A 22652-nucleotide genomic window follows, 5' to 3' on the forward strand; every position below is an offset into this window, starting at 1 on the left:
TCGAGGCCGCCCCGGCGCCGCGTCGGCGACCTAGGATCGGCGGGTGACCGAGCAGCCCGACCACTACTTCACCGCCCGTCCCGCGTCGGCCGCGGAGCGCCGTCGCGCCGTCGTCCGGCTGGCGGGCCAGGACGTGGAGGTGGATGTCGCGAGCGGCGTCTTCTCCCCCGGCCGCATCGACAAGGGCACCCAGGTGCTGCTGCGCGAGGTGCCGCCCGCCCCGGCGACCGGCGACCTGCTCGACCTGGGCTGCGGCTGGGGCCCCGTGGCCCTCACGATGGCGCTCACGTCGCCGGAGGCGACCGTCTGGGCGGTGGACGTCAACGAGCGAGCCCTCGACCTGCTGCGCTCGACGGCGACCCGTCTCGGCCTGGACAACCTGCGGGCCGTCCGCGCCGAGGAGGTCCCCGACGACGTCCAGTTCGCCGCGATCTGGTCGAACCCGCCGATCCGCGTGGGCAAGGCGGTGCTGCACGACCTCCTGCGGGCCTGGCTGCCACGCCTCGGGCCGGACGCGGCAGCCTGGCTGGTGGTGCAGAAGAACCTGGGCTCGGACTCCCTCGCCCGCTGGATCGAGACCGAGCTGGGCCGCGACGTCGAGCGCGCGGCCTCCTCGAAGGGGTTCCGCGTCCTGCGGGTCGCATGACGGGACGGACCGCCCACCCGTCGGCTCAGTAGCTCTGGAGCTCCCACAGGTTCCCGTCGGGGTCGCGCACGTGCGCCGTCCGCATCGTCGGACCCCACTGGGGGCGCGGGGCCGGCGGCGCGACCGGGGCGGCGCCGTGGGCCAGGCACAGCGCGTAGCCCGCCGCGACGTCGTCGACCCGACTGACCAGCATCGCCGCGTCGTGCGGCGGGAGACCAGCCGGGAGCTCCGCCGGCTGCTCGGCCGTCCCCGTGATCGACGCCATCGCCGTGCGGTCCAGGAGCATCACCGCCCCCTCGGAGCCGATGTCCCAGCTCGCGTAGGGGCCCTCGTGCGTGCCGCGGACGAGCCGGGCGCCGGTGAGCGGCGGCAGGACCGCGTCGTAGAAGCGGAAGCACGCGGCGAAGCGGCGCACGAGCAGTCGGGGATGCATCGCGTCCACGGTTCTCCGATCGTAGGTTGTGACTCACTATTGGTGCGCACCCTACAATAGGTCGTCGTGACACGGACCCCGCCGACCCTCACCGGCCTGAGCACCTACCTCCTCGCCCAGACCGGCAAGCGCGCCCGCGCCCGCCTGGCGGACCGCCTGGGGGCGCGCGGGCTGCGGCTGTGGCACCTGGCGGTGCTGGCGGCGCTCGACGACTTCGGGCCGCAGTCCCAGCGCGACGTCGGCGCCCGCTTCGGCATCCATGCCAGCGACGTGACGAAGGTCGTGGACGAGCTCGCGGAGCGGGACCTGGTCAGCCGCGAGCGCGACCCCGCCGACCGGCGCCGCGTGGTCCTCGCACTCACCGCGCCGGGCCGGACGCTCCTCGGCGGCCTGCGTCAGGACGCCGCCGCCGTCCAGGACGAGGTCCTCGCCGCGTTGACGCCCGAGGAGCGCGAGGTGCTGCACGGCCTGCTGCTGCGCGTCCACGGAGACCTGGACACCGCCGACGACCGGGGCGCCCTCGCCCCGGGCGCGTCTCCTCGGGAGGACTGAGGGTCGGGCCCTCGACGGGCGCCTAGAGCTCGGTCTCGCCGGAGAAGACGAGCTCCGCGGGCCCCGCGAGCTCCACGTGCCCACCCGCGAGCAGCCGGACGCGCACGAGGCCGCCGGGCACCTCCACCTCCCAGACGTCGGGCACAGGGTCGGTGGCCCCGGCCTGGGCCCAGGTGCGCACCGCGAGGGCGGCGGCGCACGCACCGGTACCGCACGACCGGGTCTCCCCCACCCCGCGCTCGTGCACGCGCATCCGCAGCCGCCCGACGGGACGCCCGTCGGGGTCCACCGCCTCGGGGAGCGGAACGACGAGCTCCACGTTGGTGCCCTCCGGCGGCAGCGGGTCGACCTCGGGGGCGCGGGTGAGGTCGGCGTCCTCGAGCTCCTCGGTGCGCGCGAGGGCGACCACCGTGTGCGGGTTGCCCAGGTCGACGCTCAGCGCGGGCCGGCCGGCGGACCAGCCGCGGACCAGGACGGCGGCGTCGGCACCGCGGGCCGCGGCCTCGTCCCCGCCGGGCAGCGTCCAGGCCCCCATGTCGACCGCGTACCAGCCGCCGGGCTCCTTGCGGACGCGGCGCACGCCGGCGCGCGTACCGAGCGCCAGCTCCTCGCCGGCGGCCAGGTCCGCGAGACCGAGCTCCTCCGCGAACGCCGTGAACACGCGCACGCCGTTGCCGCACATCTCCGCGACGGACCCGTCGGCGTTGCGGTAGTCCATGAACCAGATCGCGGCCGGCTCCTCCGCGAGGACCGCGTCGGCGACCGGTTCACCCGCGCGCGCGACGGCCGCGGTGGGGGTGAGCCGGATGACGCCGTCACCGCCGATCCCGCCGCGGCGGTCCGTGAGGCGCCGCACGTGCTCCGGGGTCAGCTCGAGGTCTCCCCGGGTGTCGGCGACCAGCACGAAGTCGTTCTGGGTGCCGTGACCCTTGGTGAAGCGCAACGTCATGAGCCCAGACTACGGCGCACGGCCCCGGCCCCGGGCTCGGGCAGCGAGCCGGTCTCGGCCGCGCGGACCACCGCGAGCGCCTCGGTCACCAGGTCGGGCGAGTCGGCGTCGAGCCACCGCACCCGCGGGTCGCGACCGAACCAGCCCATCTGCTTGCGGGCCAGGCGCCGGGTGTTCGCGACGATGGCGTCACGGGCGGCGTCGAGGGTGAGCTCTCCGCGCCAGCACGCCAGCAGCTCGGCGTACCCGACGGCGCGTGCCGCCGTCGTGCCCAGCCCCGCGCCGGTGCCGCCCTGCTCCGGGGACGCGAGGCCGCGGACCTCGTCGACGAGCCCCTGGTCCCACATCCGCTCGACCCGGTGCGCCACCCGGGCGTCGAGCACGGCGCGGTCGCAGTCCAGCCCGATCTGGACGGCAGGGCGGACGTGCTCCTGGCGTGGCAGGTTGGCCGTGTACGGGCGCCCGGTGAGCTCGATGACCTCGAGGGCGCGGACGATCCGGCGCGTGTTGTGCGGGCCGATCGACGTCGCGGCGCCGGGGTCGAGGCGGGCGAGCTCGTCGTGCAGGGCCCGTCGTCCCTCACGCTCGGCGCGCTCCTCGAGCCGGGCACGCACGCCTGCGTCGGTGCCCGGGAAGTCCATGTGGTCGAGCAGCGCGCGCACGTAGAGGCCGGACCCGCCCACGACGACGGCACGGGCCCGACGGGCGGTGATGTCGTCCAGGTCGGCGCGGGCGGCCTGCTGGTACCGCGCGACGGAGGCGTCGTCGTGCGGGTCGAGCACGTCGAGCTGGTGGTGCACGATCCCCCGGCGTTCGGCGACCGGCACCTTCGCCGTGCCCACGTCCATGCCGCGGTAGAGCTGGAACGCGTCGGCGTTCACGATCTCGGCGTCCGCCGCGCCGCGCAGGTCCGCCGCACCGCCCGGCGACAGCGCCTGCGCCAGGTCGAGGGCCAGGTCGGACTTGCCCGTGGCCGTGGGGCCGACGACGGCCACGATCACGGGAGCGTCCGAGGGGGTCGGCGCGGGTGGTGCACTCACGCGTCGACCCTAGCCCGCCTGGTCGGGCGTCGGACGTCGGTCACTCGCGCACGACGGGGCTCGCGACGGGGGCGTCGGCGACAGCGCCGGCAGGGGTCGCTGCGGCGACTGCCCGCACGGTGCGCACCCCCTCGGCGACCGAGTAGGCGGCGGGCAGGTGCTCGTGCCCACCGGGGACTCTGGTGACCTGCCAGGCCCAGCCGTCCGGCGCGGCCGCCGTGTCGAGCGCTGCCGCGACGACCGGGTCCACGACAGGGTCCACGAGCGGCGAGGCGGTGACCGCCCCGGCACCGGGGGCACCGGGGGCCAGGCCGCCGGCGACCACGACCCCCCGCGCTCCGCGGAGCGCGGCCGCGGCGTCGCCGTCCGGCCCGTCCGCGGCGACCTCGACCACCCGGACGTCGACGTCCCGCGCGCCGGCCCGCCCGAGTGCTGCGCCGAGAGCAAGCAGGACGACCGAGGCGGGCACGTGCGCGGCGTCGGCGGGGGCGGGCGGCCAGGCCGCGACCGCGGGCACCCAGCGGTCGGCGATGCCGGCACCGGCGAGCGACGGGCGCAGGCTGGCCGTGCGGGCGGGCGCGCCCCGCGGGACCGGGGCGAGGACCACGAGAGGTCCGTCACCCGCGTCCGCCGGGAGGGCATCAGCGAGGAACCTGTCCAGCGCCGCGTCGACCACGCCGCGGACGACCGTCAGCCGGTCGACCGTCCCGCCCGCACCGGTCACGAGCAGGGGGGTTGCGGGCAGGACCACGGCGCGGGCAGGCACCCGACCAACCTACCGTCGGCCGGGGCCACGCGGCCTGGTCCGCCGGCTGGCCGGGCTCCGCCGTCGCCGCGCGGCCGACGCCGTGTAGCGTGGACGGGTGAGGTTCTTCGGTTCACGCCGGGCAAGCAAGATCCGGCCGACCTCCGTCGGCCCGGACGACGAGCTCGCGGACGACCTGCGCGACGACGATCTCCACGAGCGCATCGAGGGCCTGCTCGCCGGCCAGGTCGGCGGCCCGGACGACGCGTTGTCGCCGCTGTCGCGAGATCGCGTCACGGACTGGATGGAGAGGTCCGGTTTCTCCTATTTCGTCGACTCGGACGGCGACGTCGGCGGCCTGTGGCACGGGTGGCTCTTCTACTTCCTCGTCCTGGGCGAGCGTGCCGAGGTGCTGCAGGTCCGCGGCCAGTGGCACCGCGACCTCAGCATCGACCGCCTCGGCGAGATCCTCGAGCTCTGCAACGAGTGGAACGCCGAGCGGATCTGGCCCAAGACGTACGTCCGCGTGCGCGACGACGGTTCTGTCGTGGTGTGCGCCGAGGTGACCGTGGACGTGGGCAGCGCGATCGGCGAGGCGCAGCTCGACCAGCTCCTGCAGTGCGGCCTCAGCACGGGGTCGATGTTCTTCGAGCACCTCGACACCACCTTCCGCGACCCGCTGCGGGACGCCTCGTGACCGGCACGGACCGCGCGGACGGCGTCGGTCGCCGCGTGCTTCGCCGCGCCCGCCGTGCGGCCGGCGCGGTCGGCCGCGTCGTCCAGGACGCCGGCGCGCGGGTCGCCGCCCGCGCGGACGGTCCGCCGTCCCGACCCGGCAGGCGGACCCCCGACCCCCGGCCGCTGTCGAGCGCGCGCGTGGCGGACGACCTCTCGCGCCGCGGCTACCGCTTCCGCACGGACGACGACGGTGACGTCACGGGCACCTGGGACGGCAACCGGTTCTGGTTCCTGCTCCTCGGCGACCACGACGAGATCCTCCAGGTGCGCGGCCGGTGGGCCGGCACCGTGCCGGAGGGCTCCCGCATGGCGGTGCTGCAGGCGGTCAACGACTGGAACCGCGAGCGCGTGTGGCCCAAGGTCTACACCCGGCCGGAGGGCGACGGCCTGGCGTTGTACGCGGAGGTGTCGGTGGACTTCGAGCACGGTGCCACGGACGAGCAGCTCGCCGCCACGGTGTCGTGCGGGCTCGTCACGTCGTCGCAGTTCTTCAGCACCGTGGGCGCGATGACGCCCGGCCCCGAGCCCGACGACCTCGGCTGACGACCTCGCCCGACGACCTCGGTCGCGGGGTCGCTCGCCAGCCGTGGCGCTCCGGCGCGCAGCTCGGGCGCACAGTCCCGCTGCGCAGGTCAGACGCGCAACGAGGGCATGCCGAGCACGACCGGGCCGGACGACGGCGCGTCGCCGCCGTGCGCGTGCTCGTCCTGCCCCCCGCCCAGGCGGGCGGTCTCGCGCTGCGCCCACGCGTCGCCCGACCTGGTGCGGCGCACCGCGTAGGGGCCGCCGTCGAGGGCCGAGTCGGCGAGCAGGTGGTGCGGGGCGGCCCGGGTGACCTCGACCGTGACGACGTCGCCAGGGCGCGGCAGCCGCGGGTCGAGCGCTGCGCGCTCGGCGAGACGCGGGTCGTCGAGCGACACCGGGGCGCCGGTGGCCCGGTCGTCACCGGCCAGGACGTCGGCGGGCAGCGCGACGTGCACGAGCCGGTTGTCCGGCGCGCGACCGGAGAGCCGGTGCGCGGCGCCGTCCTTCTTGCCTGCGCCCTCGGCCACGAGGACCTCGACCGTGCGGCCGATCTGGCGGGCCGCCTCCTGGCCGGCGATGCGCTCCTGGAGCTCGAGCAGCCGCTCGAAGCGCTCCTGCACGACGTCCTTCGGCAGCTGCTCGTCCATGGTCGCCGCCGGCGTGCCCGGGCGCGGCGAGTACTGGAACATGAACGCCGAGCTGAACCGCGAGGCCTCCACGACGCGCAGCGTCTCGCGGAAGTCCTCCTCGGTCTCGCCGGGGAAGCCCACGATGATGTCGGTGGTGATCGCGGCGTCCGGCATCGCCTCCCGCACGCGGTCGAGGATGCCGAGGAACTTCGCCGACCGGTACGACCGGCGCATCGCCCGCAGCACCCGGTCCGACCCGGACTGCAGCGGCATGTGCAGGCTCGGCATGACGTTGGGGGTCTCGGCCATGGCGGCGATGACGTCGTCCGTGAACGCCGCCGGGTGCGGGGAGGTGAACCGCACCCGCTCCAGCCCTTCGATCGCGCCGCACGCGCGCAGCAGCTTCGCGAACGCCCCGCGGTCGCCGAACTCGACGCCGTAGCTGTTGACGTTCTGTCCGAGCAGGGTCACCTCGACGGCCCCCGCGGCGACGAGCGCCTCGACCTCGGCGAGGACCTCCCCCGGCCGGCGGTCGCGCTCCTTGCCCCGCAGGTGCGGCACGATGCAGAACGTGCAGGTGTTGTTGCAGCCCACGGAGATCGACACCCAGCCCGCGTAGACGGACTCCCGCCGCGTCGGCAGCGTCGAGGGGAAGACCTGCAGGGACTCCGCGATCTCCACCTGCGCCTCGGCGTTGTGCCGCGCCCGCTCCAGGAGGACCGGCAGCGCGTCGAGGTTGTGGGTGCCGAAGACGACGTCCACCCAGGGGGCCTTCGAGACGATCTCGCCGCGGTCCTTCTGCGCGAGGCAGCCGCCGACGGCGATCTGCATCCCCGGCCGGTCCGCCTTGATCCCCGCGAGCTGCCCGAGGTTCCCGTACAGCCGCGTCGCCGCGTTCTCGCGCACCGCGCACGTGTTGATCACCACGACGTCGGCGCGGCTCGCGGCCTCGTCCTCCGCGGTGGCGCGCGCGTAGCCGGCCTGCTCGAGCATGCCGGCCATGTGCTCGGAGTCGTGGACGTTCATCTGGCAGCCCAGGGTGCGCACGAGATAGGTGCGCGGGCCGGGCGCCTGCTCCGTGGTACGGACCGGCGCGGCGGGGCTCTGCGTGGTACTGGACATCGCCACTAGGGTACGGTGCCCGACGGCCGGGCCCCGACGTGGCGACCCTCCCCTTACTTGCTCGACCTCCCGCTCGACGCGGTCGTCGGCGCCGGACCCGGGCCTGCACGCCCGCCCGCGCCCGCAACGTTACGGAACCGTTGCGGAACCACACTGACCGGTGCTGGTCGCGGAAACACCGAGTGGATAGGTTCGAGAGATGGATCACGACGGCGCGACCACGACGACCGACCCCGCGGGGGAGTCGTCCACCCTCGAGGCCCCCCTCGTCGAGCTCAAGGGCGTCAACAAGCACTTCGGCGACCTGCACGTGCTGCGGGACATCGACCTCACGGTGCACCGTGGCGAGGTCCTGGTCGTGATCGGTCCGTCCGGCTCCGGCAAGTCCACGCTGTGCCGCGCGATCAACCGCCTCGAGACCATCGACTCGGGCGAGGTCCGCATCGACGGGCAGCCGCTGCCCGAGGAGGGCCGGGCCCTCGCCAAGCTGCGTGCCGACGTCGGCATGGTGTTCCAGTCCTTCAACCTCTTCGCCCACAAGACGATCCTCGAGAACGTCATGCTCGGGCCGGTGAAGGTCCGCAAGGAGCGGTCGTCCGCCGCGAAGGAGCGTGCCCTGCAGCTGCTCGACCGGGTCGGCGTGAAGAACCAGGCCCAGAAGATGCCGGCGCAGCTCTCCGGCGGGCAGCAGCAGCGCGTCGCGATCGCGCGGGCGCTCGCCATGAAGCCCAAGGTGATGCTCTTCGACGAGCCGACGTCGGCGCTCGACCCGGAGATGATCAACGAGGTGCTGGACGTCATGGTCGCCCTCGCCAAGGAGGGCATGACGATGATCGTCGTCACGCACGAGATGGGCTTTGCCCGCAAGGCCGCGAACCGCGTCGTCTTCATGGCCGACGGCCAGATCGTCGAGGAGGCCACGCCCGAGGAGTTCTTCACCGCGCCGCGCAGCGACCGGGCGAAGGACTTCCTGTCCAAGATCCTCTCTCACTGACCCCGCGGGCTGGATCCGGACCGGAACCGGCCTCTCAACGACGAAGGGTAAGAAAGATGCGCACACGACACGTAGGTGCCGCGACGCTCGCCGCACTGACCGCGCTCACGCTCGCCGCCTGTGGTGGCGGTGACGTCGGCGGCAGCGGCGACGACGAGACCGGCGGCTCCGGTGGTGGCGACACCATCAAGATCGGCATCAAGTTCGACCAGCCGGGTCTCGGCTATCAGGACGGCAGCGACTACACCGGCTTCGACACCGACGTCGCGCGCTACGTCGCGGACAAGCTCGGGTACTCCGAGGACCAGATCCAGTGGGTCGAGGCGCCGTCGGCCAACCGCGAGACGATGCTGCAGACCGGCCAGGTCGACATGATCTTCGCGACCTACTCCATCACCGACGAGCGCAAGCAGCAGGTCGCGTTCGCCGGCCCGTACTTCGTCGCCGGCCAGGACCTCCTCGTCGCCGCGGACAACACCGACATCACCGGCCCCGAGTCGCTCGAGGGCAAGAACCTCTGCTCGGTGACCGGCTCGACCTCCGCGCAGCGGATCAAGGACGAGTACGCGACCGGCGTCCAGCTCGTCGAGCGTCCCAGCTACGTCGAGTGCGTCACCGCCCTCACCGCTGGGCAGGTCGACGCCGTCACCACGGACGACATCATCCTCGCCGGCCTGGCCGCCCAGCCCGCCAACAAGGGCAAGGTCAAGGTCGTGGGCAACCCGTTCTCCGAGGAGAAGTACGGCGTGGGCCTGCCGAAGGACAGCGACAAGTGCTCGGACATCAACGACGCCATCACGTCGATGATCGACGACGGCTCGTGGCAGAAGGCGATCGACTCGAACACGGAGGGCACCGGCTACAAGCCGAACGCGGACCTCAACCCGCCGACGCCCGAGCCCTGCGCCTGACGACGACCGACCGATCCGTGCGAGGGGAGCGGCGTGCCGCGCCGCTCCCCTCGCCCGTCCACCGCGGCCCTGCCGCACCACCCCCCGGGAGGCTGACAGACCGTGGGTGACTTCCTGTCCCAGCTCGGGGCGCTGCTTGGCGACTACCCCGTCGCGAGCGCGTTCTGGGTCAACATCCAGCTGACGTTCTGGGCGGCGATCGGGTCGCTCATCCTCGGCACGCTGCTCGCCCTCATGCGGATCTCCCCCATCGCGAGCCTGCGGTGGGCCGGCACGGCGTACGTGAACGTCCTGCGCAACACCCCGCTCACCGTGATCATGACCTTCCTGTTCCTGGCCGTCTGGACGCAGCTGCAGATCAACCTGTCCGACGACTTCGCACAGAACTTCTTCCGGTTCGGCGTGATCGGCCTCACCGTCTACCACGCGGCGTTCGTCTGCGAGGCGATCCGGTCGGGCGTGAACACGGTGCCCCTCGGGCAGGCGGAGGCCGCCCGGGCGATCGGGCTGCCCTTCCTGCCCGCCGCCCGCCTGATCATCCTGCCGCAGGCGTTCCGCGGGGCGATCGCCCCGCTGGGCAACACGCTCATCGCGCTGCTGAAGAACTCCACCGTCGCGGCGGCGGTGAGCGTCTCGACGGAGACGTCGACCCTCATGCGGGAGATGATCGACAGCAACGCGAACTACATCTACGCGATCTTCTTCGTCTTCGCGCTCGGCTTCGTGGTCCTCGTCATCCCCATCGGGCTCCTCACCACCTTCCTCTCCAACCGACTGGCGGTGCGCCGATGAGCTCTCAACAGTCCGTGCTGTTCGACGCACCGGGGCCGCGCGCGCGGCGGTTGATCCTCCTGGGGAACGTCGTGGGCGCGCTCGTCGTCCTCGGCATCGCCGCTCTCGTCGTGGTCGCGCTGGCGAACAAGGGCCAGTTCGCCGCCGACCTGTGGAGCCCGATCTTCACCTCGAGCGCGTGGCAGGACTACTTCATCCCCGGCCTCCAGAACACCCTGCGCGCCGCGGGCTGGGCCATCGTCGGGGCGGTGATCTTCGGTCTCATCCTCGGGTCGGGGCGACTCGCCCGCTCGCGGACGGTCCGCTGGGTCAGCGGTGTCGTCGTGGAGTTCTTCCGCGCGGTGCCCGTGCTGCTGATGATGATCTTCTTCTGGCTGCTGTTCGGCTTCAACAAGATCGGCGACGAGCCCCAGTTCCTCGCCGTGGTCGTCGCCCTCGTGCTCTACAACGGCTCGGTCATCGCGGAGCTCGTGCGCGCCGGCGTGGGCAACCTGCCCAAGGGCCAGTCGGAGGCAGGCCTCGCGATCGGGCTCACCGGCGGACAGACCCTGCGCTCCATCCAGCTCCCGCAGGCCCTCATCGCGATGCTGCCGGCGCTCGTCTCGCAGCTGGTCGTGGTGCTCAAGGACTCCGCCCTCGGACAGATCATCAGCTACAACGAGCTGTTGCGTGCCGCGCAGATCTTCGGCAACGGCCACGCCAACAACCTGCAGACGCTGACGGTCGCCGCGCTGATCTTCATCATCATCAACTGGGCGCTCACCGCGGTGGCACGGTGGCTGTCCCGCTTCCTGCAGGGACGGACGTCCGGCCAGACCGCCGCCGGACCCGGCATCGGCAACCCGGTCGCGGTGGCCGGCACCGGCGGCACCGGCAGCAACGTCGTGGCGGGTGACCCCGGCAGCGGAGTCTGACCCGCACGACCAGGGCCCCGGACGTCACGAACGTCCGGGGCCCTGGTCGTGCGGCAGCGCTCGGGTCAGTCCAGCCCGACCGGGAGGTCGTCGTCGAGATCGTTCTCGCCCTCGTCGGCGAGAGCGTCGCGCACCACGCCGAACGCGACGCCGGGCGCGTACCCCTTGCGGCCGAGGGCGCCGACGGCGCGCCGCACGCGCACGTCGCGGTCCAGCCCGCGCGTGCGCGCGACGTGCTTGCGGGCCAGCGCCAGCGCTGCGTCGTGCTCGTCGTCGCCGTCCACCTGCTCCAGCGCCTCGGCGGCCGTCTCCTCGTCGATCCCCCGGCGTCGGAGCTCCATCGCCAGAGCGCGGCGGGCCAGCCCGCGCTCGGCGTGCCGGGTCCGCACGAGCATCTCGGCGTAGGCGGAGTCGTCGACCAGGCCGACCTCGTCGAACCGGTCGAGCACCGGCGCGACGACCGCCTCCGGGTACCCCTTGCGCGCGAGGGACTGCTCCAGCTCCGCGCGGCTCTTGGGTGCTGCGGTCAGGATCCGCAAGAGCGTCTCGCGCGCCTTCTCCGTCGCATCCTCGAGGCTCAGGTCGCCCGACTCCAGACGCTCGGCCACGGTGCGTCGCGGCTGTCGCGAACGCGACCCGCCCGCGCGACCCGCACCACCGCCGGCATCGCCCTTCGTCCCGCCGTCCTCAGAGCGGTCCTCGGCCCAGCCGAGACCCGTTCCTCCGGCTTCCTGTCCCTCGTCCCACGCGCCGTCCCCGCCGGGCGGGCGAACGCCCTGCCGGCGGCCGCGACGCTTCCCCACGCCGCGACCGCCCAGGGCGTCCATGGTCACGCGAGCCTCCTCGGCGCGCCGGGCCGGCCACCGCGGCGCTGCCCGCGGGCAGCGCCGCGTCCGCCAGCCAGACCGCGGATCAGAACGGGGCCTTCTTGCCCTTGGCGCCGGCCTTGGCGGGAGCCGCCACCGGGTCGATCGTCAGGCCCGTCGCTGAGCCGGACCCGTCGGCCGGAACAGCCGGGTCCGCTGCCGGGGCGTCCAGCTTCGCTCCCACGCCCAGCTTCTCCTTGACCTTCTTCTCGATCTCGTTCGCCAGGTCCGGGTTGTCGCGCAGGAACGCCCGTGCGTTCTCCTTGCCCTGTCCGAGCTGGTCACCCTCGTAGGTGAACCACGAGCCGGACTTGCGCACGAAGCCGTGCTCCACGCCCATGTCGATGAGCCCACCCTCGCGGGAGATGCCCACCCCGTACAGGATGTCGAACTCCGCCTGCTTGAACGGCGGCGCCATCTTGTTCTTGACCACCTTGACGCGGGTCCGGTTGCCGACCGCGTCGGTGCCCTCCTTGAGGGTCTCGATGCGGCGGATGTCCATGCGCACCGAGGCGTAGAACTTCAGCGCCTTGCCACCCGTGGTCGTCTCCGGCGAGCCGAAGAAGACGCCGATCTTCTCGCGGAGCTGGTTGATGAAGATGGCCGTGGTGCCGGAGGCGCTCAGCGCTCCGGTGATCTTGCGCAGCGCCTGCGACATCAGCCGCGCCTGGAGGCCGACGTGGCTGTCGCCCATCTCGCCCTCGATCTCGGCCTTCGGCACGAGCGCCGCGACGGAGTCGATGACGATGATGTCCAGCGCCCCGGAACGGATCAGCATGTCCGTGATCTCGAGCGCCTGCTCACCGGTGTCCGGCTGCGAGACCAGCAGCGCGTCGGTGTCGACGCCGAGCTTCTTGGCGTACTCCGGGTCCAGCGCGTGCTCGGCGTCGACGAACGCCGCGATCCCGCCGGCCCGCTGGGCGCTGGCCACGGCGTGCAGCGCGACCGTCGTCTTGCCGGAGGACTCCGGACCGTAGATCTCGACGACGCGGCCACGCGGGAGGCCGCCGATGCCGAGGGCGATGTCGAGGGCGATCGAGCCGGTGGGGATGACCTCGACGGGCGCGCGCCCCTCGTCGCCGAGGCGCATGACCGAGCCCTTGCCGAAGCTGCGGTCGATCTGGGCGAGCGCGGCCTCGAGTGCCTTCTCGCGGTCTGCCGTTGCGGGCATGTCGGTCACCTTTGCGTTCTGGGCGCGGCGGCTGCGCGCCGGCGTTCGTGGCTGCGTGCTCATGTTGTTGCCGACCGTACGCGGCGCCACCGACACGGTCGGCGCGGCCCGTCGCGGATGTGGACGACGACGTTCGAGGACCTCCTGGGGGCAGACTCTACCCGAACACGTGTTCGACGACGTCCTCGTCGCCGGGCGTGTCGCGCCACGACTCCCCCGGCCGCAGGACCACCGCCCGCACGTCCGGCGCCACCCGGCGCACCGCCGCGGCGAACGCCTCCCCGGCGTGGTCCATCCACCCCCGCGGCAGGTGCTCCCCGCCCGGGACGTGCAGCGTGCCCCAGTGCACAGGGATCGCCACGCGGGGCCGTACCTGGGCGCACACCTCGGCAGCCCCCGACGGCCCCAGATGGCCGCCCGACAGCCGTGGCCCCCACCCGGAGACCGGCACCAGCGCGACGTCGACGCGGCCCCCGGCCAGCTCCCGCACCCTGCCGATCCCGGGGAAGTGCTCCGTGTCGCCGACGGCCCAGACCGTCGGCCCTCCCACGGCGCCCACGGCTCCCACGGCTCCCAGGTCTCCCGCGGCGCGCACCAGGTGCCCGGTCGCCGCGTTCGGGCGGTGCGGCATGGGTCGGTCGCCGTGCACCGCGGTGACGAGCCGGACGCTGGCGCCGCCCACGTCGTGCCACGCGCCGCCGTGCGCCACGCCCTCCTGCGCCGGCGCGAGCCCTCGGCCGCCACGGCCGAGCGGGCCGGCGGGCGGGTCGAGCCCGACGCCGCGCAGGCCCTTGGCACGCAACCACCGGGCGTTGGCCGGTGCGGTGAGCACGGGGACGTCACCGAGGAGCCGCAGCGAGCCCAGCTCGGCGTGGTCGTGGTGCAGGTGCGACAGGAGCGCCGCGTCGGCACCGCGCCACGCGTCCGCGGCCGGGCGCCCACCGCGGCGGCGCAGGACACCGGCGTGCCGCCGCAGCAGCGGGTCGGTCACCAGGCGCGTCGTGCGGCCGTCCGGGCCGGTCAGGTCCAGCACCACGGTCGAGTGGCCCAGCCACGTCACGCGCAGCGACGCGCCCGGCGCGCCGGCCCCCGCGCTCACGCGCCCTCCCGCAGGCCGAGGTCCGCGAGCCACGACACGAGCCGGTGGTGCACCGACTCGGCTCCCACGAGCATCCGGGTGCCGTCGACGTCCTCCCGTTCGTCGTCGGGCAGGGCGAGGTCGTCCGGGTACAGCAGGAGCGCCTCGTTCTGCGCCCCGCCGAGGCCGCCGTGCGAGCCCACCAGGCCTTCGAGGGCGTGCACCCTTCCCATCGGCTCCACCGCGGAGAGCACCACCAGGTCGCCCGCGTCCTCCAGGCCGGCGACGCGCGCCAGGTCCGCGCGCGCCCGCGAGCCGTACCCGGCCAGCGGGTCGCGCCCGGTCACCCGCCCCGAGCTCAGGTGGTGCGTCCCGCCCCGGCCGTGGGCGACGGGCCCGTCGTCGTCGTGCACGACCACGACGCCCACCGGCCCCAGGGCGAGCAGGCCCGGGACCAGCGCGGGCCAGCGGCGCGCCACCTCCCCCGCCCCGACGCGGTGGTCCTCGCGGCAGAACCAGACCATCCCGAGGTTCCCGGAGCCGATGGTCGCCACCTCGGGCCGCGCCGCGGGGTCACTGCTCCGAGGCACACCGCCGCGCGCGTCGTCGCGTGCGTCGCGGTCCGGTCCGACGAGGACCCTGCCGTCGCCCGACCGGCCCGTGCGCAGCGCGTGGAGGGCGGTGTTGGCCGGCCCCCACGACTCGACGTCGGCGTGCCCGCCGTCCCCCGCCGGACCGTCCGGCACCACGTCCGGCACCACGTCCGGCACCACGTCCGGCACCACGTCCGGCACCGTCTCGCGCATCAGCCGGCGCACCTCGTCGCCGAAGGACCGCCCGAGCACCTGCTCGAAGGTCGCGCCGAGCGACTGGCCGTGGTCGGACACGACGACGACCCGGTACCGCCGCGGCGCCCCGCGCGCGATCTCCTCCCACAGCCCCACGACACGGTCGAGGCCCTCGAGGGCGCGCAGCGCCTCGGGGCGCAGCGGCCCCGCGTGGTGCGCGATCTCGTCGTAGTCCACGAGGTCCACGCACACCACGGGCGCACCGCGCACGAGCTGCTCGGCCACCAGCGCCGTGTTCAGGTCGCGCAGGAGCACGTTGGTCACCGCGCGCAGCGCCGGGTACCAGCCGCGCCGGGCGACGCGCGGGCGGACCCCCCGCGCCACCTGCTGCCAGCCCTGGTACAGCTCCTTGAGCATCTCGCCGACCGTGCCGACGACGGCCCGCACCAGCACGAAAGGGCTGGCGAAGAACCGGACGAACAGCTGCCCGGGCCCGAGCCCTTCGGCGGCGTGGCTCATCACCAGCAGGCTCGTCGCCGCGTCGCCCGAGAACATGGTCGACACGGCCACCCCGCCGTCCGCCAGCAGCCCCCGGCCGTCGGACGCCGCCCGCTCGACCTCGGCGGCGTCCGCCGGGCGGTTGGTCACGACCATGCGGCCGAGCCGGCGCGACCACCAGCGGAACGCGGGCACCTGGTCGGACGTGCCGTGCAGCAGGCCGAGCGTGCTGGCCGGGGTGGTGCACGGCACCCGGGCCCACCACGACTCGAGCCGGTGCGTGCCCGACGCGAGCCACCGCTCGAGGGTGGGCGCCAGGCCGGCCTGCACCGCGTGGTCGAGCGTCGGGCGCGCGACGCCGTCGAGCAGCACGACGAGCACCCCCGGCGGGCGGTCGTCAGGTCCGCCCGCACCGGTGGCAGCGCCGCGCACCGCGGCGCGCGGGACGCCGGCGGCGCGCCGGGCCCGGCGCAGCAGGTCGCCCACGACGTACGCGTTGTCCCGCGACCCCAGCACCCAGTGCCCGCAGGCCATCACCACGCCCGCCACCACCAGGACCGCGAGGACTGCCGTCCACGAGCTGCTGGTGATGCCCGGCAGGAACGTCAGCGCCGCCCAGACCACGAGGACCTGCGCGCCCAGGCCGAGCACGAGCGCCCCGACCGCGCCTCCCGCGCGCGCGAGCCTCCGCAGGGGCGCGCGGAGCAGCACGTCACCGACCCCGACCACGCACGCGGCCAGGAGCACCGACCACGGCGTGGCGGCGTGCACGCCGTCGACCGCCGCGATCGCGATGCCGAGGCCCGCGGCGGTCGAGACCAGCGACCAGAGCGCGGCGCGGACGTCCGCCACCGTCACGAGCGGAGGGCGGGCGCGACGCATGCCGCCATGATGCCGCGCCGGCCGGACGACGGCGCGGGCGCGGGCCGGTCAGCGCGGAGGCGGCGCCTGGCGGCGGTCGTCACGGCCCCAGCGCTGCGGCTCGGGCACGTCGAGCGCGTCGCAGAGCGCGTGCCAGACGTCGCGGGGCTCGACGCCCGCCTCGAGAGCCTCGGCCGGGGTGCGCCCGTCGAGACGGACCAGCACCTGCTCGCGCACGAGGGCACGCCCGTAGGCAGGTCCGAAGACCTCGTCGACCAGCTCGGCGAACTCGCGATAGCGCACGCCCCCCAGCCTCGCACGCGCCCGGGCGTGCTCGGTCCCGTCGCCACGTCCTGCAGGGTGTCGGTGCCCCCTGCCAGGATGGCGAGGTGGTCGTCCCCCCGCCCGCCGCGCCCGGCAGCCCCGACGACGTGCTCGCCCGGTTCGGACCCGCGACGCGCTCGTGGTTCTCGGGCGCGTTCGAGACGCCCACGGCGGCGCAGTTCGGGGCATGGGACGCGATCAGCTCCGACCGGCACGCCCTCGTCGTCGCCCCGACCGGGTCCGGCAAGACGCTCGCCGCGTTCCTCTGGGCGATCGACCGGCTGACGACCGAGCCGCCGCCGGAGCGCGCACGGCGCTGCCGGGTCCTGTACGTGTCCCCCCTGAAGGCTCTCGCCGCCGACGTGCAGCGCAACCTGCGCTCCCCGCTCGCCGGCATCCGGCAGGCCGCGGCCCGCGACGGCCTGTCCGTCGAGGACGTGACCGTCGGGGCCCGCACCGGCGACACGCCCCCCTCGGAGCGCCGCGCCTTCGCCACCCGCCCGCCGGACGTGCTGGTCACCACCCCGGAGTCGCTCTTCCTGGTGCTCACCTCCCAGGCACGAGCTGGGCTGGCGGGCGTGCAGACCGTGATCCTGGACGAGATCCACGCCGTCGCGGGGACCAAGCGCGGCGCCCACCTCGCCCTGAGCCTGGAACGCCTCGACGAGCAGCTCGACCGCCCGGCGCAGCGGATCGGGCTGTCGGCGACGGTCCGCCCCGTCGAGACGGTCGGGGAGTTCCTCGCCGGGCACCGTGCGCCCGCCGACGGCGGTCGGGAGGTCGTGGTCGTGCAGCCCGCGGCCACGAAGAAGTGGGCCATCGAGGTCGTCGTGCCCGTGCCGGACCTGACCGACCTCGACGCGGCCCAGGGCGTGCCCGACCCGACGCCCGCGGGTCCCGCGGCCACCCCTGCCGACGGAGGTCTCGGCGACGAGGAGCTCGACCTCACCGGGGGCGCCACCTCCCCGCTGCGGCGCGCGTCCGTGTGGCCGCACGTCGAGGAGCGCGTGGTGGACCTCGTCGCGGAGCACCGCTCCACGCTGGTGTTCACCAACTCCCGCCGCGGGGCCGAACGGCTCACCGCCCGGGTGAACGAGATCTGGGCGGAGCGCACCGGTGTCGAGCTGCCTGCCGCCGGCACGCAGTGGCCGGCGCAGACGCAGGGCCAGTCCGGCGCGTCCGTCGGCCTCCCGTCGACCGGAGACGGCGCGGCCGAGGTGCTCGCGCGCGCCCACCACGGGTCGATGAGCCGCGTCGAGCGGACCCGCACCGAGTCCGACCTCAAGGCAGGGCGCCTGCCCGCCGTGGTCGCCACGTCGTCGCTGGAGCTCGGCATCGACATGGGCGCGGTCGACCTCGTGGTGCAGGTCGGGGCGCCGCCCTCGGTCGCGAGCGGGCTGCAGCGCATCGGGCGGGCCGGGCACCAGGTGGGCGCCGTGTCGCACGGCGTGGTCTTCCCCACCTTCCGCGGCGACCTCGTCCCGGCCACGGTGGTCGCGCAGCGCATGCGTGCGGGCGAGATCGAGCACCTGCACGTGCCGGCGAACCCCCTGGACGTGCTCGCCCAGCAGGTGGTGGCCGCCCTCGCCACCGACGACTGGCAGGCGGACGACCTGCTGGCCGCGTTCCGGCGCGCGCACCCGTTCCGCGCCCTGGGCGACGCGACCTGGCGGGCCGTGCTGGACATGCTCGCGGGCCGCTACCCGAGCGAGGACTTCGCGGAGCTGCGCGCGCGGATCGTGTGGGACCGCGCCACCGGGCGGCTCTCGGGCCGTCCCGGCGCCCTGCGGCTCGCCGCGACCAGCGGCGGCACCATCCCCGACCGCGGCCTGTACGGCGTCTACCTGGCCACCGAGCCGCCCGCCGCCGGCTCGCCGGCCGACTCCGGAGGGGGCGGCGACCGCCCCCGCGGCGGCAAGCGGGTGGGCGAGCTGGACGAGGAGATGGTCTACGAGTCGCGCGTCGGCGACACATTCACCCTCGGTTCCTCGACGTGGCGCATCGAGGAGATCACCCCGGACCGCGTGCTCGTCACCCCAGCGCCCGGGCTGCCGGGACGGCTGCCGTTCTGGAAGGGCGACTCGCCGGGCCGGCCCGCGGAGCTCGGGCGCGCAGTCGGCGCGTTCGTGCGAGAGACCGACGCGCTCCTGGCCGACGACGAGGAGCGCGGGCGCGCAGGGCTCCGGGACGCCGGCCTGGACACGTGGGCGGCCGACAACCTCGCGTCGTACCTGGGCGAGCAGCGCCGGGCCACCGGCCGCCTCCCGGACGACCGCACGGTGGTGGTGGAGCGGTTCCGCGACGAGCTGGGCGACTGGCGGGTGGTGATCCACTCCCCGTTCGGCGCGCCCGTGCACGCCCCGTGGGCGCTGGTGGTCGCGGCGCGGCTCCGGGCCCGGTACGGCACCGACGTCGCGGCGATGCACGCCGACGACGGCATCGTGCTGCGGCTGCCCGACGCGGGCGACGCGGGCTGGGACCTCGGCGGGCCGGGCTGGGACGCCGAGCCCGACGGGGCCGCGGCGCACGCGGGCACCGGCGACGGACCCGCCGTGACCGCCGAGGACCTCCTCGTCGACCCCGACGAGGTGCTCGGCGCGGTCCGCGACGAGCTGGGCGGCTCCGTGATGTTCGCCGCCCGCTTCCGGGAGGCCGCGGCGCGGGCGCTGCTCCTGCCGCGGCGCCGGCCCGACCGGCGCCAGCCGCTCTGGCAGCAGCGCCAGCGCGCGTCGCAGCTGCTGCAGGTGGCGTCCCAGTACCCCGACTTCCCGATCATGCTCGAGGCGGCCCGCGAGTGCCTGCGCGACGACTTCGACGTGGCGGCCCTGACGGAGCTCATGGGCGACCTCCAGGCGGGCCGGGTACGGCTGGTCGAGGTGACCACCGCGACGCCGTCGCCCTTCGCGCAGGCGCTCCTCTTCGGCTACACGGCCCAGTTCCTCTACGACGGCGACGCCCCCCTCGCGGAGCGACGCGCGGCCGCGCTGTCCCTCGACCCGGACCTGCTCACCGAGCTCCTCGGCGAGCAGGGCGCCACCCCCCTCGCCGACCTCCTGGACCCCGGAGCCGTGGAGCGGACGGAGGCGGAGCTGCGGGCCCTGGCACCAGAGCGGCAGGCCCGGGACGCCGAGGGCCTGTGGGACGTGCTGCGCCGTTCCGGCCCGCACCCGCTCACCGCCCTCCAAGACCGCACGCGCGCGGACTCCCGCGACCTGGTCGACGGCTGGCTCGAGGAGCTGGAGCGGTCACGCCGCGTCATCCGCGTCCGGTTCGGCGGGAGCAGCGGCGGGGCGGAGCAGTGGGCGGTCGTGGAGGACGCCGGGCGGCTCCGCGACGCGCTCGGCGTGGCCCTGCCCGTGGGCGTCCCGGAGACGTTCACGGAGCTGGTGGCCGACCCGCTGGGCGACCTGGTGCGGCGCCATGCGCGCACGCACGGGCCGTTCCCCGCCGCGGACGTCGCACGCCGGTTCGGGCTCGGTATCGCGGTGGTCGGTCAGGTCCTTGCGCGTCTCGAGGCGCTGGGAACGGTGGTGCGCGGGGCGCTGCGTCCGTCGTCGCTGGGCGGCACGGGTGACGAGTGGTGCGACCCGGAGGTCCTGCGGACGCTGCGGCGGCGGTCGCTCGCCGCGCTGCGCGCCGAGGTGGAACCGGTCGAGCCGGAGGCCCTCGGCGTGTTCCTGCCGCGCTGGCACGGCATCGGCGTGCGGGTGGGCGGCGCCGGGTCCGGCGGCGGCGCGCTGCGCGGGGCCGACGGCGTGCTGCGCGCCGTGGAGCAGCTCTCCGGGGCGGCCGTCCCGGCCTCGGCGCTCGAGACGCTGGTGCTGCCCGCCCGCGTGGCGGACTACTCCCCCGCCGTCCTGGACGAGCTCACGACGGCGGGCGAGGTCCTCTGGTGCGGGCACGGGCGCCTCCCCGGCTCGGGCGGGGGCGACGGCATGGTGAGCCTGCACCTGGCCGACGGCGCCGCGCTCACCCTGCGCGACCCCGACCCGGTCGAGGAGGGCGGGCCGCTCGACACCGCCCTGCACCGAGCGGTCCTCGACCTCCTCACCGGCTCGGGCGGCTACTTCCTGCCGCGGCTCGCGGAGCTCGCCGACGCCAGCCAGACCGCGACCCTCGAGGCCCTGTGGGACCTGGTGTGGGCAGGCTGGGTCACGAACGACCGCCTCGGTCCGCTGCGGGAGTCGCTCGGCGGCTCCGCGCGCCGCGGCGGCGGCGCGCACCGGGCGCCCGCGGCCCCCGCCCGCGCGAGGCCGGTGCGTCCCGCGCGCTTCGGGCTGGCCCGGCCGACCTCCGTGGCGGCCCTGCCCCGCGCGGGCGGCGGCCGATGGGCGGCGCTGCCCGCCGTGGAGCAGGACCCGACGGTCCGAGCCCACGCGCTCACGCAGGTGCTGCTGGAGCGGCACGGCGTCCTGACCCGCGCGGCGGCGCCCGCGGAGGGCGTGACGTCCCGGTTCCGGGACGTGTACCGGGTGCTGACGGGGCTCGAGGAACGCGGAGCCGCCCGACGGGGCTACTTCGTGGAGGGACTCGGCGGTTCGCAGTTCGCGCTGCCGGGTGCGGTCGACCAGCTGCGCACGGACGCCGCCGACCGCGACCGTGCCCTCGACGCGCTCGTCGAGGGCGCCCGGGGCGGCCCCGGCGCGGCGGGTGAGGCCGTGCCGGGTGCCCTCCTCCTGGCCGCCACCGACCCGGCGAACCCGTACGGGGCCGCCGTGGCGTGGCCTCGTGCCGGGCGGTCCGCAGCCGTCGGCCCGGCCGCCACCAGAGCCGGCGCCGACGGGACGGCTGCCGGCAACGGCGACCAGGGCGACGGCGACGGCGTCGCCGCCGCTCATCGCCCGGGTCGCAAGGCGGGTGCCGTGGTGGTGCTGGTCGACGGCGAGCTGGTGCTCTTCGTGGAGCGCGGCGGCCGCACGGTGCTGTCCTTCGGCCGTGGCGACGCGGGCGACGCCGCCCGGCTCGCCGCGGCGGGGCGGCTCCTCGCGATCGAGACCCGCGCCGGCCGCCTGGGACGCGTGACCGTGCAGCGCGTCGACGGCGTGCCCGCCCTCGCCGCCGCGCGGGACCGGACACCGGCCGTGGCGGCCCTGCTGGAGTCCGGCTTCGGCGTCACGCCGCGCGGGCTGCGCCCGGCCTAGGCTGCCCCCGTGCCCGAGGGAGACGTGCTCCGGCTGACCGCCGCCCGGCTCGGTACCGCGCTGCGGGGCTCACCGCTGGTCCGCGCGGACCTGCGCTGGCCGTCCGCAGCGGGGCTCGACCTCACGGGCGCCACGGTGCGGGAGTCGGTCGCGTACGGCAAGCACCTGCTACTGCGCCTCGACGACGGACGCACGCTGCACACCCACCTGCGCATGGACGGCTACTGGCGGGTGGTCCGCACGGGCACCCGCGAGGCGTCCGGGCGCTCGCCCGCGGTCCGCGCGGTGCTCGCCACCGCGCAGTGGACGTGCCTGGGCATGCACCTCGGCATGCTCGACGTGCTGCGCACCCGTGACGAGCCCCGTCTGCTCGGCCACCTCGGGCCCGACGTCCTGGGCGACAACTTTCCGGACCGGCTCGACGAGGGAGCCAGGCGACTCGTCGTCGCCCCGGCGCGCCCCGTGTGCGCCGCCCTGCTCGACCAGCGCACCGTGGCCGGGCTCGGCACGATCTGGACCGCCGAGTCGCTGTTCGCCACCCGCCGGTGGCCCTGGACCCCGGCGGGCGACCTCGACGACGACGACCGCCGGGCGCTGCTCCTCGTGGCTCGACGCCTGATGTCTCGCGCCGTCGCGGTGGGCCGCCGCGGCGGCCTCGGCGCCGTCGAGCTCGCGGTGCACGGGCGGCACCACGCGCCCTGCCGGCGCTGCCGCACGCCCGTCGCGCTGGGAAGCACGGCCGGTCCCGGGCTGCGCCCCGACGGCGGGGAGCGCGCCATCTACTGGTGTCCCTCCTGCCAGGCGGCCGGCTGACCGCCCCGGGAACGACAGGAGCCGGGGCCCCGGGGGAAGCGGGCCGGCCCGGCGCCGGGTGGGGCGGGGTGTCAGCCCACCGGAGTCTCAGCCCCCCCGGGGGGGGGGCCCCCGCCAAGCCC

General features: G+C 75.3%; 20 protein-coding genes. 10 read left to right on the plus strand and 10 right to left on the minus strand.

The annotated features are described in order from the left end of the window. The first annotated feature begins 43 nt into the window (after positions 1-43). Positions 44-646, plus strand: a complete 603-nt coding sequence (locus ACWGKI_RS13390; protein WP_452187602.1) for a class I SAM-dependent methyltransferase — start codon at positions 44-46, stop codon at positions 644-646. Between the two features lie 25 nt (positions 647-671). Here ACWGKI_RS13390 and ACWGKI_RS13395 read toward each other — a convergent pair whose 3' ends face one another. After that, entirely contained in the window at positions 672-1079 is a 408-nt protein-coding gene (locus ACWGKI_RS13395; RefSeq protein ID WP_452187632.1) for a VOC family protein, read from the minus strand. A 66-nt stretch (positions 1080-1145) separates the two neighbouring features. Here ACWGKI_RS13395 and ACWGKI_RS13400 point away from each other — a divergent pair, with 66 nt between their 5' ends. After that, positions 1146-1631, plus strand: coding sequence for a MarR family winged helix-turn-helix transcriptional regulator (locus tag ACWGKI_RS13400; protein ID WP_452187604.1), 486 nt, complete (start codon positions 1146-1148; stop codon positions 1629-1631). A 22-nt stretch (positions 1632-1653) separates the two neighbouring features. Here ACWGKI_RS13400 and dapF read toward each other — a convergent pair whose 3' ends face one another. From dapF to ACWGKI_RS13415, 3 genes are read right to left on the minus strand one after another with little or no spacing between them, the layout of a single operon-like run. Continuing rightward, positions 1654-2580, minus strand: a complete 927-nt coding sequence (gene dapF / locus ACWGKI_RS13405; protein WP_380242620.1) for a diaminopimelate epimerase — start codon at positions 2578-2580, stop codon at positions 1654-1656. After that, complete coding sequence (gene miaA, locus ACWGKI_RS13410) at positions 2577-3620, minus strand: tRNA (adenosine(37)-N6)-dimethylallyltransferase MiaA (protein ID WP_452187606.1); 1044 nt, start codon at positions 3618-3620, stop codon at positions 2577-2579. The genes dapF and miaA overlap by 4 nt, the downstream gene beginning before the upstream one ends. Before the next feature lie 40 nt (positions 3621-3660). Continuing rightward, positions 3661-4386 (minus strand): hypothetical protein, encoded by a 726-nt coding sequence (locus ACWGKI_RS13415; RefSeq protein WP_452187608.1) that lies wholly within the window; start codon positions 4384-4386, stop codon positions 3661-3663. 97 nt (positions 4387-4483) lie between these two features. Between ACWGKI_RS13415 and ACWGKI_RS13420 the strand changes: the two genes are divergently transcribed. Both ACWGKI_RS13420 and ACWGKI_RS13425 read left to right on the plus strand, forming a co-directional pair. After that, positions 4484-5062, plus strand: coding sequence for a YbjN domain-containing protein (locus tag ACWGKI_RS13420; RefSeq protein ID WP_452187610.1), 579 nt, complete (start codon positions 4484-4486; stop codon positions 5060-5062). Then, positions 5059-5646, plus strand: a complete 588-nt coding sequence (locus tag ACWGKI_RS13425; protein WP_452187612.1) for a YbjN domain-containing protein — start codon at positions 5059-5061, stop codon at positions 5644-5646. The genes ACWGKI_RS13420 and ACWGKI_RS13425 overlap by 4 nt, the downstream gene beginning before the upstream one ends. Positions 5647-5735: 89 nt before the next feature. Here ACWGKI_RS13425 and miaB read toward each other — a convergent pair whose 3' ends face one another. Beyond that, positions 5736-7379, minus strand: a complete 1644-nt coding sequence (gene miaB / locus ACWGKI_RS13430; protein WP_452187614.1) for a tRNA (N6-isopentenyl adenosine(37)-C2)-methylthiotransferase MiaB — start codon at positions 7377-7379, stop codon at positions 5736-5738. Between the two features lie 199 nt (positions 7380-7578). On the opposite strand from miaB, the gene ACWGKI_RS13435 reads away from it, so the two are divergent. The 4 genes from ACWGKI_RS13435 (at position 7579) to ACWGKI_RS13450 (ending at position 10990) form a co-directional block, all read left to right on the plus strand. Then, positions 7579-8373, plus strand: a complete 795-nt coding sequence (locus ACWGKI_RS13435; RefSeq protein WP_452187615.1) for an amino acid ABC transporter ATP-binding protein — start codon at positions 7579-7581, stop codon at positions 8371-8373. 56 nt (positions 8374-8429) lie between these two features. Next, positions 8430-9284: a glutamate ABC transporter substrate-binding protein gene (locus tag ACWGKI_RS13440; protein ID WP_380242637.1), complete on the plus strand. Its 855-nt coding sequence runs from the start codon at positions 8430-8432 to the stop codon at positions 9282-9284. Positions 9285-9386: 102 nt separating this feature from the next. Then, positions 9387-10076: an amino acid ABC transporter permease gene (locus tag ACWGKI_RS13445; protein WP_452187618.1), complete on the plus strand. Its 690-nt coding sequence runs from the start codon at positions 9387-9389 to the stop codon at positions 10074-10076. Continuing rightward, a complete protein-coding gene (locus ACWGKI_RS13450; protein ID WP_380242641.1) occupies positions 10073-10990 on the plus strand; it encodes an amino acid ABC transporter permease in 918 nt (305 codons plus the stop codon). The genes ACWGKI_RS13445 and ACWGKI_RS13450 overlap by 4 nt, the downstream gene beginning before the upstream one ends. Positions 10991-11055: 65 nt before the next feature. Here ACWGKI_RS13450 and ACWGKI_RS13455 read toward each other — a convergent pair whose 3' ends face one another. The 5 genes from ACWGKI_RS13455 to ACWGKI_RS13475 all read right to left on the minus strand — a co-directional run bounded on the left by ACWGKI_RS13455 (position 11056) and on the right by ACWGKI_RS13475 (position 16555). Continuing rightward, positions 11056-11817 carry a regulatory protein RecX gene (locus tag ACWGKI_RS13455; protein ID WP_452187634.1) on the minus strand — a complete coding sequence of 254 codons (762 nt, stop codon included), beginning with the start codon at positions 11815-11817 and terminating at the stop codon, positions 11056-11058. Positions 11818-11902: 85 nt separating this feature from the next. Then, positions 11903-13027 carry a recombinase RecA gene (gene recA, locus ACWGKI_RS13460; RefSeq protein ID WP_452187620.1) on the minus strand — a complete coding sequence of 375 codons (1125 nt, stop codon included), beginning with the start codon at positions 13025-13027 and terminating at the stop codon, positions 11903-11905. A 157-nt stretch (positions 13028-13184) separates the two neighbouring features. Next, on the minus strand, positions 13185-14126 hold the full coding sequence (locus tag ACWGKI_RS13465; RefSeq protein WP_452187622.1) for an MBL fold metallo-hydrolase: 942 nt from the start codon (positions 14124-14126) through the stop codon (positions 13185-13187). Then, positions 14123-16273: an alkaline phosphatase family protein gene (locus ACWGKI_RS13470; protein ID WP_452187624.1), complete on the minus strand. Its 2151-nt coding sequence runs from the start codon at positions 16271-16273 to the stop codon at positions 14123-14125. The genes ACWGKI_RS13465 and ACWGKI_RS13470 overlap by 4 nt, the downstream gene beginning before the upstream one ends. Before the next feature lie 48 nt (positions 16274-16321). Further along, positions 16322-16555, minus strand: a complete 234-nt coding sequence (locus ACWGKI_RS13475) for a DUF3046 domain-containing protein (RefSeq protein WP_380242650.1) — start codon at positions 16553-16555, stop codon at positions 16322-16324. 86 nt (positions 16556-16641) lie between these two features. On the opposite strand from ACWGKI_RS13475, the gene ACWGKI_RS13480 reads away from it, so the two are divergent. Both ACWGKI_RS13480 and ACWGKI_RS13485 read left to right on the plus strand, forming a co-directional pair. After that, positions 16642-21717: an Lhr family helicase gene (locus tag ACWGKI_RS13480; RefSeq protein WP_452187626.1), complete on the plus strand. Its 5076-nt coding sequence runs from the start codon at positions 16642-16644 to the stop codon at positions 21715-21717. A 9-nt stretch (positions 21718-21726) separates the two neighbouring features. After that, the gene (locus tag ACWGKI_RS13485) at positions 21727-22530 is read left to right on the plus strand and encodes a DNA-formamidopyrimidine glycosylase family protein (RefSeq protein WP_452187628.1); all 804 of its coding nucleotides are present in this window, start codon (positions 21727-21729) and stop codon (positions 22528-22530) included. Positions 22531-22652: the final 122 nt, after the last annotated feature.

This window comes from Isoptericola sp. NPDC055881, assembly GCF_053615895.1.